We start from the raw sequence: 16,162 nt of genomic DNA, 5'->3' as shown, positions 1-16,162 counted from the left end.
AGGGATCTTTGACAGTCATCGTCTCTATGGGAATGGCGCTCAGAACCGGTAGCTGGCCTGAAGGCGCAGCCCGTGCGCCTGCGTCCCGCCGCCGATCGTACCCAGGTAGCCGAGCTCCAGACGCGCCGTGCGCGTGCGCGCCAGGCTGGCCTTGACCTCCACCTGCAGCGCGTCGCGCGCCTGCGGCACACCCGAGAGCTCGTAGTCCGCTCCACCGACATATGCCAACCGCGCGCGCGGCGACAGATCCCCGTACGCATGTTGCCAGGCCAGGCCGGCCATCAATTGCAGCTCGCCCGAGGTGGTCTCGATCCGCCAATACCCGCGTGCGCCCAACGCCGACCGAGTGAAGGCGTCCTGCCCCGAGCGCCCCGACAGCGGCGAAGCGCCGTCCTCGGCAAAACCCTCGGCCCCCTGCCACACCTGCGAAACACCGACATAGGGCTCGACCAGGGCGGAGCCAACGGGCAAGGCATACCCGCCCTCGGCAAACATCTGTGTCGCCCATGCGCCGTAGCGCGCCGTCTGCCGGCCCAGGCCCCCCGCATCGATGTCGCGGCGCGTGTCCACGGTGAACCAGGAATACCCCGCGCCGCCGCGCAAGCGCCAGGGTCCGCTGCCCGCCGCGCCGTACGCCAGCACGTGATAGCCATCAAGCGTCGCCTCATTGTCCAGCTCGGCGCGCACCCGCGAGCGCGTGTAGCCCACCGCCAGTCCCGCGCTCAGCCCCTGCGTCCACTCGAGGTCCCGGCCGATCATGAAACCGGAACCGAAACGGCTCGCATCCTGCGACACGCCAGCCCCGTCATACCGGCCCCATGCCGTCATCGCATGGCCCCACAAGCCGGATCCCGCCGCCGGCCCGGCCTGGCTTTGCATCGCCAGGCGCCCCATCACCCCGGCGCGCACCATTCCCGCATCGGCCTGCAGCATCGAGCGCGCCGTCGCGTGCAGTTCGCCCGAAAACTGATCGTACAGCCCCGGCGCCTGCGTCGGATCCCGCAGGCCGATCAGGGCCTCGTAGGGCGTCGCCCCTGCGCCCAGCCCCTCGATCGCCTGTGCCGCGCTGCGCTGATTCCCGGTGTTGCCCAGGGCGGCGAAGGTCGTCGCGCTGCGGTCGACGGCCAGACGAAAGCCCGTGCCGGTGGGCACCAGCCGCAGGTCCGCAAACAGATAATCGTCGCGCACCCCGGCAAACCCCGGACCACCAATCACGCCGGCCACCGTCATGAACGCGTATTCGCGGCCCAGCACTCCGCCCGAGAGCCCCAGCAACTCGACCTCGCCGCCCCGCAGGTCGGCATTGCCCACTACGTCGAGCCGGTCCGAGTTGCCCGCGGCATCGACCTCGATTTCGAGCACCGAGCCCGGGTGCTGCGTGTAGTCGCCCACGACCGTCAGCGTATCGATCGAATTTCCTGGCGCCAGGCGGCCGTAGACCTCGGTCGAACCCACTCGGCCGCGCCCGCCCAATGTCCCCCCGGCCTCGACCGTGAACGACGACGCCGAGGTGTCCCCATTGACCGCCAGACGCCCGCCCTCGATCACCGTCGCGCCGGTGTAGGTATTGCGGCCGCTGAGGATCAGCGTGCCCGCACCCGCCTTGACCAGTCCGCCGTCGCCCTCGATGTCGTTGCTGAACTGCGAATCGAACCCCTTGGTGTCGGCCCGGAACACCTTGGCAAAGCCGTCGGCACCGAACTCGCCCGGCCCTCCGACCGCCGCGCCCAGATCCAGCAGTCCGCGCCCATAGACCGTCTCGTCGGCGTAAATCCCGCCGTCGTTGGTCGTCGTCAGGATCACCTCGATGATCTGGCGCGCACTCATATAGGGGAAGGCCTGCCGCAGTACGGCCGCCGCGCCCGCCACCACCGGCGAGGCCATCGACGTGCCGTCCATCTTGACGTAGTATCCGTGGCGCGGGTCGGGGTTGGTGGAATAAATCGGCGCATCGGGGCCGCCGCCGTCACCGCCCGGCGCGGCCAGGCACCACATCGCCGCCTGGCCGCAGCGGTTGCTATAGCTGGCGATCCCGCCGCCCGGCCCCACCGCCACCACCGACAGCATAGACCCGCCCAGGTCCGAGAAATCCAGACTCCTGACCCGGTCATCCGTAAAGTCCACGATCACGTACGTGGCCGGATCGTAGAGGTCCGGCGTCGCCGCCATGTCCCAGAAGCGGAACATCGGGTCGACGCCCACGGGCGGCGTCAAAAAGAAATCCGGCGTGATCAAGTGGTACATGCCGTAGCCAGACACGTGGGACGCCTGGCTCGAATAGTTCTCGTAATCGTTGCCGGCGGCAAACACCATGACGATGTCGGCCGCCGCCGCGCGCCTCAGCATATCCGCCTGGGCCTGCAGGTCTTTGATCGGGACGTTCTGGTATTTCAGCAAGTCCGAGCCCGGATCGCTCGGAAACTTGGGGTTGGGGATGGCCGGGCCGCCGGGATCAGCGGGGTTGGGCATCGACATCGGCGGCATGCCGCTGGGGCCATAGCTGCCGTTGAGGACTTGCGCGCCCGCCCGGATCGCGTAATCGAAGGCGGGCCCATCGCGATCGAAATCCGTGCGCACGCCCAGCAGGCTCGCCTCGTAGGCGACGCCGTGCATCTGCACGCCGTCGCGGGCCGCCCCGATGATGCCCGCCACATGGGTGCCGTGGCCCTCGATCCAGTGGGGGGGCTCGTCATCCAGCTCGGTATCCGCGTAATCCCAGGGCTGCTGGTCGGGGCGGAAGTTCCAGCCCCCGGCGACGCGGCCCATGAATTCGGGATGCTGCGCATACAGCCCCGAGTCCAGCACCGCCACCAGCACCCCCTTGCCGGTATAGCCGCGCGCATAGGCGTACTGCGCGCGGATCAGATCGAGGGCACCGCTGCGCCGGAACTCAGTATCTACGAAACTCTCGGGATCGACAATCAGGTCGCCGGGCGCGGCCGCCGCTGGGACGCAGACCCCCAGGGACAGCAGCAGCAAGGCCAGGGGACGCAGCAGGCGCATCGGCCTTTCGGCCACCGCAGCTTGAGATCGTCGAATTGTCATGGGGCGTTGGTTAAACCGGCGTCCACGTGGCAAGCGAGCCTCCAAGATGAAAATAGATGTATCTTTTGTACTCGCTTTGTACTTAAACAATCCCCTGGGGTCAATAGGCGCATTGAATGCCAATCCAATCCGCCGCGGGAGCCTTGCGCAGCCGCCAGGCCGAGCCCGCGTGTCAGCCGCTGGATCGCATCTTGATGTCGACTGACGTCAGCTCGAGCAAAACCTCGTTGAATCTATCCGGCCGGTCATACTGCAACCAATGCGCAGCATCCGGCACGATATCGGCGGCGCCTCTGCCAAGCACCTCATCAATGGCAAGCACCCTCCCCGGCAGATCATTGCTATGAAAAGGGTCCCGCTCTCCGATCAGGACCTTGACCCCCTGCGTGACTCGTCCAAGCAGCTGCAAAGTTTGCGACTGCTGCGAAATGCCTCGGGTCACATACCGTGTGCGTGCAACGCTATCACTGACAAGGTCGATCAAGGCCGTATCGATCAATTCCCAATGGCAGAGCATCAATTCGCGCAGATTGGCGGCGATCCCCTCCCGCCGGCCATGCGCACGCGTGATCGCCGACACCCGGGCCGGTATGGCCAATGCGTCCGCGGAACGCGCGCCGACACCCGGCGGATTCACCAAAACGAGGGAACCCACCAAGTCTGGACGCTCAAGGGCCAGTGTCGTGGCCACCAGGGATCCGAAGGAAAACCCCACGACCGTAACGTCATTGATCTCGATCTTATCCAATAGCTCCGCGATAACCTCGGCATGCTCCGCGGGCTCCAAGCACCTGCCGGGATCATATGAATGGCCAAAACCCGGCATATCGACGGCAAGGACATGCCGATGCGCGCAGAGAGGCTCGAGATTGGCTACCCAATGAGTCCAGCCCCCATATCCGCCATGCAGCAGCAGGATTCGGCCCTGGGATCGAGGGCCACCCTCAACATAATGAAGGCCCCCCCCACTCAACTCGACATCTCTGTGGTTAATATTCATCACAATACACAACCGTAAGCGCGGATGCTCACCGCAATATGACCTTGCTGGGTAGATACGTGGCAATTTCTGGATAGACGGTCAGCAAAACGATGCTAATAAGCATGACGAAGAAAAACGGGAGCGACGCCTTGGCAATAGAGAACGGATCCATCTTGGTAAGATCCTGCACCACGAACAGGTTGAACCCGACGGGCGGCGTGATCATCGAAATCTCTATGGCGATAATCAGAAAAACCCCGAACCAAACCATGTCGAAGCCGTACGCGCGCACTGCGGGTATCAATACCGCCGTTGTCAGGAGAACGATCGAAATGCCATCGAGAAAACAACCGAGGATAATCAGTAAAGCCGCAAGCCCGAGCAAAAACAGGTAAGGCGACAGCTGCATCGCAGTCAAGGCTTCAGCCACTGCGCGCGGAATGCCCGCGAAACCCATCGCGACCGAGAGCATTGCGGCGGCGGCCATAATGAACGCAATCATGCATGAGGTCATTGTCGCACCGACCAGACTCTGCTTGAACGAGTCCCAGGTCAGTACGCGATAGAATGCCGAAAGGATCAAGGCCCCGAACACCCCTATTCCCGCCGCCTCGGTGGGCGTGGCAAGACCCGCATAGATCGAACCAATCACGAAACCGATCAAAAGGACGACCGGAATCATCCGCCTGCTGGCTTTGAGCATCTCTGTGAATGTCTGGGTCCGCCGCTCGGCTTTTGGAATGGCGCCTGGCCGGATCAAACTATAGGCGCCGATATAGCCCGAGAACATCGCCATCAACAATAATCCCGGCAATACGCCAGCGATGAATAGCTGCGCCACGGATACATCGGCCGCCCCGCCATAAACGATCATGATGATCGATGGTGGAATCAAGATGCCTAGCGAGCCCGAGGCCGCCAGCGATCCGACGGCGATGCTTCTCGGATAATTCCTGCCTGAGAGCTCGGGCAAGGCAATCTTGCCGACGGTCGCGCACGTGGCGGTTGACGAGCCGGATACCGCGGCAAAAACCCCGCAGCCCAATACATTGACGTGCAAGAGCCTGCCTGGCAAGCGCTCGACCCACGGGGCGAGTCCGTGGAACAAATCATCCGACAAATGTGTCCGGTAAAGGATCTCTCCCATCCAGATAAACAATGGCAGCGCCGTCAACGTCCAATGAGCACTCGTTCCCCACGTTGCGGTAGCCATGATCGACCCAATGGTTGACCAGTCGCTATAAAAAAGCAGCGTGACCACGGTAATTGCAATAAGCGAAAACGCAACCCAAAGCCCGCTGAATAAAAGACCAAATAGCATCACTATCAGCATGCATGCAATCAGCGTTTCATTCATAATCTCCTCCTTACTTATGCACGCCGTTTATTGTGGAATATCTTCTTTATTCATATATACGGGGGGCTTCCCACGAAAGACATCCACCCAAACATCCATAATAGCTATGGCTAGGCATATGACCCCGCAGGAAACCAGCGATTGGGGAATCCATAGAGGAATTGGAATGATCCCGGATGACGCCTCGCCATACTCGTAAGACACGATGGTCATATTGACCAGATAGAAAGCGAACATGACCGCGAGCAGCACGGCCACGGAGAGCACGAAGCGCTCAAACATCATGCGGCGTTTATCACCAAGATTAATCAGCAACATCGTTACTCGCACATGGCCGCCCTCGCGAAATGTATAGGCCAGTCCCAAAAACGAGGAAACCGCCATGCAAAACCCCGTGATTTCGGGTATGGAAGGGATATGCACACCGATCAGGCGGCTCCCGACCTGCAACATCACCGCCACCGCCATCAATCCCAACGCCGTCATCGATACCGCAAAACAACCTGTGTAGAATCGATCCAAAATCCGCCTGCATAGGGTCGCCTCGATCTGTTCGGGTTGCCGCCCCGCGCTGAGTCCGACATGCGCTTGCGCCTGTTCGCTTGGGTTCATTGAGTCCTCTCCATGCCAAATCCACGATGGTGATGCCAAAATCCGCTGCGGCTTACAGCCGCATGTAGACCGCTTTTTTCTCTAAAAAGGCATCGATCCCCTCGGGGCCGCCTTCACGCCCCCAGCCAGACTCTTTATAGCCGCCGAACGGCAGGGATTTATCCGAGCCGCCATAGAAATTCACCCAGACATTACCCGCACGCACCAAGCGGGCAACACGATGAGCCGTGCTGACGCTGTTTGTGAAAACACCCGCCCCAAGCCCGTAGGGCGTGTCATTGGCCAGGGAAGCCACCTCATCGATGCTCGCAAAAGGCATGGCGGCCAGCACCGGCCCGAAAATCTCTTCGCGCACAAGACGCGCATCCTTGCCGGGGCTGGCGAAAACCGTCGGCTCTACAAAGTACCCCGCACGGTCCGGACTGCGTCCGCCAACCAGGAGTTCCACGCCCTCTTCCAGGCCACTTGCAATGTATTGCATCACCGTGCGCCGCTGCCTCTCCGAGATCAGGGGCCCGAGTTCGGTGCCCGGCTCGAATCCGCCGCCAAGTCGCATGTTGCGCGCCACGTCCGCTATGCCCGCCACCACACGATCGAAAACAGCCTGTTGGACATACAGGCGTGACCCTGCATAACAGATTTGCCCGCTATTACTGAAAATCGCGGCGGCCGCACGCGGTATGGCCTGATCCAGGTCGGCGTCGTCGAATACAAACACCGGGGACTTGCCGCCCAACTCCAGGCTGAGCCGCTTGAGATTTCCAGCCGCCGCACGAACCAGATCCTTGCCGACTTCCGTGGAGCCGGTGAACGAAATCTTGTCCACGTCGGGGTGGTTCACCAAGGCGGCACCCGCGGCACTGCCCAAGCCCGTGACGATATTCAGAACGCCCGGAGGTACGCCTGCCTCCAGCGCCAGCTCACCGATCCGCAGGGCCGTCAGCGGCGTCTGCTCCGCAGGCTTGAGGATCGCGCTGCAGCCCGCAGCCAGCGCGGGAGCAATCTTGTTGCACGCGGCGGCAAAAGGGGAATTCCAAGGCACGATCAGCCCCACCACGCCAACCGGCTCCACCAAGGAATATGCATGAAACTGCGCACGCAGGCCCGAGATATCGCTGGTGCGCCCATGAATTTTGGTGCACATGCCCGCGTAATATCGGAACCCGTCTATCGCGCGCTCGATGGCTCGCTTGGCCAGCGAAATGGGCATGCCGTTATCGAGCACTTCCAGTTCGCTCAGTTCGTCAATGTGCCGTTCAAACAAATCCGACAGCGTCCACAAGGTCCGTTCACGCTGCACCGCGGAGCGCCTGGCCCATACCCCTTCGTCAAAGGCCCGGCGCGCCGCTCGCACCGCCAGGTCCACGTCCTGCGCCTCGCCCGCGGGAACCGTTGTGAAGCTCCGACCCGCTGCCGGGTCCTCCACCTCAAGCACCGCGCCCGACCGAGCCTCCACCCAATGCCCATCGATCAGCATGCGTAGCGGCTTTCGCGCAAATGGCGGCAAGGGTCTTTCCGCAGTATTTTTCATTCCGATACTCCTGATTTGATCAGACCGAGCACAGCCGATAGGTCATCATGTTCGTTGAACCTCTGCAATGAGGCGAACAGCGGCTCGGACCGCTGCCCGATCGCGGGCGAGGCCAAGGAGACGAACTTCTCGCGCAATTCCTCCCAGCTCATCGGATGCTCCGGATTGCCGCGCGCCATCGGCGTATTCACACTGTGCGTCGCCCCGCCCTCGGTCACGAGCGTCAGCGTTCCGGACGTCACGGCCATATCGGCGAGCGGGACGAGTTCGGCCTTGTTCATCAGACCACGCAGTCTCGGGTCGGCAATCGTCTCATCCGAGAAATCCGTCTGCGAAACCGCGCGGCCGGTCAGGGCAAGCGCGGCGCAGAACGCCAAACTGAACTTGCCCTCAAACGGCGTTGCGGGTTCCGGCTTGCCGGCCAACTGTATTGCCAGGGGATTGACACAAATAAGGACTTTTTGAATCTCCGACTCATCGCAGACGCCACGAAGCTGGCGAGCCGCGTCGATAATCGGATGCGTGAGCAGGCAAGACGCGTAAGGTTTGTAGGTATTGCGCGTGATCTCCCACCCTTCGGCGAAGTCGAGCTCGTGCACCTGGACCGCGGCATCCTGGACCAGGGCTCGATCGAGTCCGCCTCCCGGCTCGAGCACATCCATGCCGGCGTGAAAACCTCCACGCGCCATCTGGGCGGCGAGCACACCGTTCATGCCCGCTTTGCCGGCATGGAACGGCTTGGCTGGAGAGCCGAAAGACCCTGTCAGGCCTGCCACTTGCGTGGCGGCCAAGCCCATCGCTCGCCGCACCCCCAGATCGTCGAGTTGATAGAGCACGCTCGCGGCGGCCGCCGCGCCGAGACACCCAAAGACCCCCGTTGAATGCAGATGCCGCGCATTGATCGCAATCCCGAGACCGGCGCTTCCAAGGCGCCCCCCAACCTCGAAGCCCGTTGCGAACGCACATAAAATCTCATGCGGCGACGCGCCGCACTCGCCGCCGACGGCAAGCGCCGCTGCGAAGATCGGCCCGCTCAGATGCGCAATCGAACCGACATGGGTGTCATCGAAATCCAGGCAATGCGCCATCGTCCCGTTGACCAAGGCCGCGGCGGCTGCCGTGGCGGTACCACCGAGCAGGATCTGCGCACGGCCCTGAGTACCCCAGCCCTGTATCACGCGCCGCAGTACGTCCACCGGCTCCTGCCCATGCGCGCCGAGCGCCACGCCAAACCAGTCCGTCACGCAAAACAAGGCGGCGTCGAGGACCTCGGGCGGCAGGACCCTCCCGCGGCTTGAACGTACGAAATCCACCACCGCGTCGGTATTCGGGGTCGCCCTCATCAAGAGTATCCTCCATTGTGACTATCGTCCCGCCGCGCCACGCGGCGAGCCTGCGTCTCGGCCAGTTCAGCCAAAACCACGGCACCGTGCTCACCCAGATCAGGGGCCGGCCGACGGCCCTGGGCAAGCAAGCCGCTGCGCGCCAGCGGATTGCCCAGCACCGGGATGCGGCCCTCCGTGGGATGATCTACCCACTCGACAAGGTGTCGCGCCCGGACCTGCGGCCCATGAATCGCTTCGTCGGGCGTGTAAACCGGCAAAATCGGCATATCACGCGCGACCATCCATGCAATCAGCTCATCTCGCGGCCGGGATAGGCACAAGTCCGAGATCGCCTTGAAATACAGGGTTGCCCGCTCACCGTGTTCTGTGTGGCGATCCCGTGGCGTCTCCTCTTCATGAATCAAGTCCTCCCGACCAATGAGCGCGCAGAACTTGCGCCAGACCGCAGTTTCAAGCAAGGACACGGCGACAGCCTTGCCATCCTGCGTCAGGTACGTGCTGTAGCGGGGATTGCCGCCCCAAAGCGCCATTTCGGGCGTGCTATCGTTGCCCGCGGCGCGCGCTAATGCACCACCGTTGACGATATTGCTCATTGAAAAAAGGCTATCGAACATCGAAATGTCGAGATATCCCCCCTCGCCCGTGGCGGCGCGCCGATGCAAGGCGGCAAGAATACCGATGGCGGCATAGCTGGATGCCGCATAGTCTGCCGATTGATGCCCCGGAATCGCCGGCGCCCCAGGCCCAGGGGTGCCGGCGGCCATGATTCCCGTCGTGGACTGGATCACCAGGTCATGTCCGGGGATGGCGGCCCACGGCCCGGAATGGCCAAACCCTGTAATCGAGCAATAAATAATGTCGGGCTTGATCTCCCGGGCGCGCTCGTAGTCAATCCCGAGCCGTGCGGGCACGCCGTCGCGGAATGACTCAATCACGACATCAGCGCTTTCGATCAGGCGCTGCGCGATCGCCTGGTCGGCTTCCCGCTTTAAATCCAATGCAATGCTGCGTTTATTCAAATTGACGGTATTGAAATACACACTGCCATGCACGAAATTAGGCGCATTATGGCGCCCGAGGTCGCCGACCTCGGGTTGCTCGACCTTGATGACATCCGCACCAAGATCCGCCAGCATCTGGCCGCACCACGGCCCCGGCAGCATCCGGCTGAAATCAATCACCCGAATGCCCGCCAGAGCGCCCCCCTCACGCACATCCGGCGCCTGTTGTTCGATGACACCCATGTCCCGCGCCCTACTCGAGTTTCTGCATGATCGCGGCACCGTCCGGTCCCGACTTCTTGACCCATTCGTCGATCATCGGCCTGCTGGCGTCCTTGATTTCGCGCATCAACTCCGGGCTTGGCTCGGTAATCGCCACGCCCTTCGAGGCCAGCGTTTTAACAGCGGCCTCTCCAGCCTGCTTGCTCGCCGCCCATCCCCGTTCCTCGGCGAGCGCAGCCGCTTTCCTGACTGCTTCCTGGGTCTTGGGATCGAGGCGGTCAAAGGCCTTTTGGTTGACGATGACAAAGTTCTTGTTGTGCCAGGCCTGCAGGTTCAGATAGTGCTGGATGAACTCCCACGAGTGCGTATCGACACCGGTCGTGGGCGACGTGATCATGGCCTGTATCATGCCGGTCGAGAACGCCTGGGGCACTTCCACCGCCTCGACAGTCGTCGGAATGGCACCAAGCCGCTCGGCCAGACGCGCCGTGGCTGCGTTATACGCACGCATCTTCACACCCTCCAGATCCGAGAGCTGCGTCACAGGGGTTTTCGTGTAGAGGGCGGTGCCCGGCCATGCAACCGCATAAAGCAGCGTCGTCCCAGTCCGGTTAAAACGTTCTTCGAGGAACGGCTTCTGCGCCTGATACAAGGTCATGACCTCGTCATAGCCAACTGCTAGAAACGGAATGGAGTCCGCCTCGAACATCGGATCTTCATTGCCGTAGGCGGACAGCAGTATCTCGCCAATCTGTATCTGGCCCGTACTCACGGCGCGCTTGATCTCGGGCTGTCGGTACAGCGACATCGCGCTATGCACGACGATCTCGAGCTCGCCGCCTGAAAGGCGCTTGACGTCCTCCGCAAAGGCTTTGACGTTCACGGTCTGGAAATTATTGTCCGCAAAGCCAGTGGCCATATTCCATTTGGTCGCCGCCTGGGCATGGCCACTCGCAAGGGCGAACCCCAAAGAAGTGGCGATCAAAGCAAGTTTGTATTTCATAATAGTCTCCTGGTTGTCATGTCTGAGTTTTGATCAACGGCCTGTAAAATTGGCCTCTCGTTTCTCCAAAAATGCGGAAACCCCTTCCCGCTTATCCGCAGTGGAATAAATAGATGTCACAAGCGAATATTCAAAATCGATCCCACTGTACAAATCCATCTGCGTGCCGCGGTACACCGCGCGCTTGGCGAAAGCCAGGCTGATGGGCCCGCGCTTCTCGTAGACCCGCACCATCCGTTTGGCTTCGTCCAGGGCCGCACCTTTTTCGACCAACCGGGTAATCAAACCAATACGATAGGCATGCTCGGCATCGATCGCTTCCGCGGAAAAAAGAATATCCAGAGCATCCGCATTCCCGACCAGGCGGGGTAGCCGCTGTGTGCCCCCGAATCCAGCAACCGTGCCGATCCTCGAGCTGGTGATGGCATAGCTCGAGCCTTTCCCACCCACGCGTATGTCGCACGCCATGGCCAGCTCGATGCCCCCGGTAATGCAAAACCCCTCGATTGCCGCGATGATCGGCTTCGAGGACGCCTCCATGAGCGCACACAAGCGATTGGCACGGCCAAAAAACGCATCACCGTCCGCGACGGACTCTACACCGAGAGCCTCGTTCAAATCCGCCCCCGCCGAAAAAAACTCAGGGCCGCCCGTCAAGATAATGCCGCGCACCGCGGGATCCTCATCCGCCCGCCGCACCGCATCGCTGATCTCGTCTATGGTCTGCATGGACAGCGCGTTGCGTTTTCGCGGACGGTGCACGGTAATGATGAAGGCGGGCCCATCGTGCGTTATTTGAAGATTCTCGTAGCTCATGGTCTTCCTCGTTCCTGGAAAAATCGTGGATGCATGCTTGTGTTTCGGCGCACCCAATGATCCGAAAATGATGTCATTGTGCTGCCCCAGCTCGGGCCCAGGCCGTAACACCGCGGGAGGTGTTCCGAGCAGCCGCAGCGGCACCGCCAGCGCGGGCCACGTTCCCCGATGATCATTCACGGTGAAATACAATCTCCGGGCTTCGGTATGCGCACATGCCAATACTTGGGCGGGAGTGCGCGCCGGGATGCGGATAGGCTCCTGAGCATCCGCTGTCGATCCGGTGCGCCCGTTCCAGGCCATCTGCGTCGACCAGGCAACGATGTCTTGCATCGAAAGGTCGATGTGCTGACCCATGCCCCTGCGTTGCCTGTACTCGAGCGCCGCGAGTATCGCCGCCACAGCGCTTGCCGCCCCCATCACATCCGCATAGGAAATTCCGGTTTTCAACGGCATGCCCTGGCTCACCGCCAGGGACATCAAGCCCGACATCCCTTGGACAACGGTATCGAAGGCCGCACGGCGCTCATACAGTGAATCGGCCCCGAAACCCGAAATCGCACAATAGATCAAGCGGGGGTTGATGGCCGAGATCGCGTCATAGGACAAGCCGTACTTGAGCAAGCTTCCCGGCTTGAGGTTCTCAATCAACACATCGGCGGCGGTAAGCAGGCTTCGCACCCGCGCCAAGTCACTGTCCTTGCTCAGGTCAAGGACGACGCAGCGCTTATCGGAGTTGCTGATCGTGTAGAACACGCTCTGACCCTGCTGGATGGGATTCCATCCACGAGCGGCCTCCCCGCCCGGAGGCTCGACCTTGATCACATCGGCGCCAAAAGCGCCCAAGCAGCGCGCGCCCACTGGAGCCGTCGTATAGTGGCCAATCTCCACGACCACAAGATCCGCCAAGGGCTGGGCATTCGCACGGACGCCAGACTTTCGACACGGCCCTCGGCCGACGTGCGCCAACGCGGCAATGCACGAGCGGTCCGCATCCGGCGCCGGAACGTGGATCAAGTGTTTTCCAGGGGATCTGCTCATCCGAAAGGGTGAGCCCGGGCCATACTCCTCACCATCATGAGCCCCCGTGAGGCGCTGAACCATCCCCCGATAGATCAGATTGTCTTCGTTCGGGAACCGCTCGACCTGGACGATCGGTCCGGCGGGAATGCTCGCGCGGCCCAGCACTTCCACACAATGGGCCACTGTTTGCCCGCCCACCCATTCCTGCACGATCCCGTCGACGTGGACCACATGAACCACACGATTCGCCGAGTCAATGAAGCGTGGATCCTGCTCCAGCTCGGGCCTGCCCATGAGTTCGCACAAACGTCCCCATTGCCCATTGCTGCCCGTGCAGATCAGCACCCAGCCATCACGCGCGCAATAGACATTCCACGGCGCCGACAGCGGATGCAGGTTGCCGAGGCGGGAGGGCTCCTGAGGCACGCCATCGGCTGGAGGACCGAGCAGGCGAGAGAAGAATGACGACATCGCGGCAAAACCGCAGTCGTACAGTGCCATGTCGATAGATTGACCGTGGCCGGACGTGCGCCTGCCGTGCAGCGCCAACAACACCGCACCGGCCGCCTGTACCGCGGTCAGATACTCAAGAATCGGCGTGGAGTGGGAGACCGGTGGCCCATCCGCCAAGCCGGTCGTATACAGAATGCCCGTCATCGCCTGCACCTCGGCGTCCGACCCGCCTCTGCCGGACAGCGGGCCCTCATGACCGAATGCCGTAATATCGCACACGACAGCCTTATCGTCCACGCTGGACAGCAGCCCCGTCAATGTGCCGAGATCACGGTCGCTCGAGTGCACGACCACGTCCGCCCGCGCCAACAGCGACTCAAGCAGCCCCCGGTCCTCAGCATCATCCAAAGCGGGAACGAGGCTCATCTTCCCGGCAAGGAACTGGGCGCGATTCCGCCATTTATCAACACCTCCATGGGGCGCCGACGGCTCGACCACGACCACGGTCGCGCCGAGCTGTGCCAACAGGCTGCCGCATGCGCCGGCGGCGACCCGCTGCCCAAGCTCAACGACAATCATGCCCTCGAGCGCGGATGGCGTCGGTAGCGCGGATGACTGCTGCGCGTCCAGACCGGTTTGGGAGCGATCGCTGACAGCAGGCATCATTGGCCACGGAAGTTGGGCTTGCGCTTCTCACGGAATGCCCGGCCCGCTTCCTTGGCTTCGTCCGTCCCGTAATAGAGCGCCACCGCATTCATTCCCATCGCGCCGATGCCGCGTATGCTTTCGCTGTCGGCATTGAACGATGCCTTGGCGATCGCAAGGGCGGTTGGGCTCAAAGAGAGTATTTCCTGACACCAGCGGTCAACCTCCGCATCCAACTCGGCATCGGGCACCACCTTGTTGACCAAGCCCAAGGCCGCCGCCTCATGGGCCGAGTACCGGCGGCACAAGAACCAGACCTCCCGGGCCTTTTTCTCGCCGATGACGCGGGATAGATAAGCCGTTCCCCAGCCTGTATCCACCGAACCGACACGAGGCCCGACCTGGCCGAACTTTGCGCTTTCCGCCGCAATCGTCAGATCGCAGATCGTGGCCAATACATTGCCGCCGCCGATCGCATATCCTCGCACCTTGGCAATCACCGGCTTGGGCGCATCGCGCAGCGCGGCATGCAACTGTTCGATGGGCACACCCATGATCCCACGCCCTTTGCGTTCCGATTTTTTGTCCGAGGTATCCCCACCAACGCAAAATGCGCGTTCACCGGCCCCAGTCAACACAATCACGCCGATATCCCGGTTCCAACTCGCGCGCTGGATAGCGTCGGTGATCTCTTCGTACATACCGACTCTTATCGCGTTCAGCACATCAGGCCGGTTCATCGTCACAATGGCGACGCCGCCCCTCTCTTCGTACAGCACATCCCGATATTGCGTTTCCATGGCAAGCCCGATCCTTATTTATTTTGTCTGACAACACCGCGCGCTACGGACGGAAGGCAGCGACGTCGGTCAGCTCCCGGCCCTCAATCAATGAAAGAATCTGCCGCGTACCATCCGGCACGGTGAACATGCGCGCATCGCGATATAAGGTCTCAAGACCCATTTCACGGGTCAGGCCGATGGCACCGTGCACCTCCATCGACAAGGACACGGCTCGCTGACAGGTCGATACCGCGTAACGCTTAGCCATGGCGGAGATATGATTGGCCCGATCACCTTTGTCGATACAGTCCAGCGCGTAATAACACAGGAGCCTGCTCGTGACCACGGCCGTGGAAATATCCGCGAGCATCTCCTGAATCAATTGAAAACCACCGATGGCGCGGCCGAATTGGCTGCGGTCCTTGGCATACAGCAAGGCGGCATCCAATGCCTTTTGGGCAAGGTGAACGCAAAACAATCCAAAAATCGGCCTGTTGGCCAGCCATGTCAGCGTCAGGGCCTTGGCCGCATCGCCCGCCTCTCCCATGACGTTGTCCTTCGGCACCCTGCAGTTTTCGAACAACACCTCACTGAGGTGTCCCTGCCTCAAGCCGACCGCCTCGATCTCTCGTGTCGTGAACGGGGATTCTTGCCGGTCAACCACCACGCGCATCAGCCGGCTCAAGCCTTTGTCATCCTGACCCGCCGTGCACGTGACATTGATCAGATCGCAGACGCTGGCATTGGTGATCCATATTTTTCGGCCGTCTATGACATAGTCTCCACCGTCCGCCACCGCGCGCGTCTTGATGCTGCGAGGGTCGGAGCCGACCCCTGGTTCGCTGACGCCGGTGCAGGCGATCTTTTGACCGGAAATAATGTCGGGCAGCACCCGCTCGCGCTGCTCGGCCGAGCTGGAATAATACAAACGCGCCCCGGTCCCCTCATGCGCAATGACGGAAAGCCCAATGACGGGCGGCAACTGCTCGTACATGAGTCCCATCGTCAGCGCCGACATGCCGGCGCCCCCGGCATCCTCCGGTATGCGCGCCGCGGTCAGGCCCACCGATGCGCATGTCGCAAAAATCTGTTGCAGGGCGGATTTCGGCAGCGGCGTGTCCGGGTCATGGGCCGCCAGAACGGGAGCGATGTCTCGCTCTACCATTCTGGCCGCCGATTCCTGCACCATACGCTGTTCAAAATCGAGCTGAAAATCCATTGGGATATCCTCAAAGCGGTTATTGAATCCGTCGCCGATGAGCTCATGCATCAACTTGTTGAGCAATACTAGGCGTGTTAGATTTCAAGGTCCAATACCGTTCTTGGAAAGAGCGATCTGAAAAG

At 61.6% G+C, this 16,162-nt stretch carries 11 protein-coding genes; all 11 read right to left on the bottom strand.

All coding sequences use genetic code 11. From position 1 onward, the window contains the following. Nucleotides 1-39: 39 nt before the first annotated feature. Nucleotides 40-3,003 carry a S8 family serine peptidase gene (locus ABS761_RS04580; protein ID WP_350406912.1) on the bottom strand — a complete coding sequence of 988 codons (2,964 nt, stop codon included), beginning with the start codon at nt 3,001-3,003 and terminating at the stop codon, nt 40-42. A gap of 214 nt (nt 3,004-3,217) precedes the next feature. Continuing rightward, the gene (locus ABS761_RS04575) at nt 3,218-4,045 is read right to left on the bottom strand and encodes an alpha/beta fold hydrolase (protein WP_350406911.1); all 828 of its coding nucleotides are present in this window, start codon (nt 4,043-4,045) and stop codon (nt 3,218-3,220) included. A 28-nt stretch (nt 4,046-4,073) separates the two neighbouring features. Further along, on the bottom strand, nt 4,074-5,384 hold the full coding sequence (locus ABS761_RS04570) for a TRAP transporter large permease (protein ID WP_350406910.1): 1,311 nt from the start codon (nt 5,382-5,384) through the stop codon (nt 4,074-4,076). 27 nt (nt 5,385-5,411) lie between these two features. Beyond that, nucleotides 5,412-5,996: a TRAP transporter small permease gene (locus ABS761_RS04565; protein ID WP_350406909.1), complete on the bottom strand. Its 585-nt coding sequence runs from the start codon at nt 5,994-5,996 to the stop codon at nt 5,412-5,414. A gap of 52 nt (nt 5,997-6,048) precedes the next feature. Then, entirely contained in the window at nt 6,049-7,527 is a 1,479-nt protein-coding gene (locus ABS761_RS04560; protein ID WP_350406908.1) for an aldehyde dehydrogenase family protein, read from the bottom strand. Further along, nucleotides 7,524-8,870 carry an MmgE/PrpD family protein gene (locus tag ABS761_RS04555; RefSeq protein WP_350406907.1) on the bottom strand — a complete coding sequence of 449 codons (1,347 nt, stop codon included), beginning with the start codon at nt 8,868-8,870 and terminating at the stop codon, nt 7,524-7,526. The genes ABS761_RS04560 and ABS761_RS04555 overlap by 4 nt, the downstream gene beginning before the upstream one ends. After that, nucleotides 8,870-10,117, bottom strand: coding sequence for a CaiB/BaiF CoA transferase family protein (locus ABS761_RS04550; protein WP_350406906.1), 1,248 nt, complete (start codon nt 10,115-10,117; stop codon nt 8,870-8,872). Before ABS761_RS04550 ends, ABS761_RS04555 begins: the two co-directional genes overlap by 1 nt. A 10-nt stretch (nt 10,118-10,127) precedes the next feature. After that, nucleotides 10,128-11,099: a TRAP transporter substrate-binding protein gene (locus ABS761_RS04545; protein WP_350406904.1), complete on the bottom strand. Its 972-nt coding sequence runs from the start codon at nt 11,097-11,099 to the stop codon at nt 10,128-10,130. 33 nt (nt 11,100-11,132) lie between these two features. Further along, nucleotides 11,133-13,970 (bottom strand): CoA transferase, encoded by a 2,838-nt coding sequence (locus tag ABS761_RS04540; RefSeq protein WP_350406903.1) that lies wholly within the window; start codon nt 13,968-13,970, stop codon nt 11,133-11,135. An 83-nt stretch (nt 13,971-14,053) separates the two neighbouring features. Beyond that, on the bottom strand, nt 14,054-14,836 hold the full coding sequence (locus tag ABS761_RS04535; RefSeq protein ID WP_350406902.1) for an enoyl-CoA hydratase-related protein: 783 nt from the start codon (nt 14,834-14,836) through the stop codon (nt 14,054-14,056). Between the two features lie 43 nt (nt 14,837-14,879). Next, nucleotides 14,880-16,088, bottom strand: a complete 1,209-nt coding sequence (locus ABS761_RS04530; protein ID WP_350406901.1) for an acyl-CoA dehydrogenase family protein — start codon at nt 16,086-16,088, stop codon at nt 14,880-14,882. Between the last annotated feature and the right edge of the window lie 74 nt (nt 16,089-16,162).

The sequence above is a fragment of the Castellaniella sp. GW247-6E4 genome, from assembly GCF_040276065.1.
Classification (GTDB): Bacteria; Pseudomonadota; Gammaproteobacteria; order Burkholderiales; family Burkholderiaceae_B; genus Castellaniella.
Note: the sequence above shows the minus strand (reverse complement) of the source record. Positions and strands in the feature narration are given on the sequence as shown.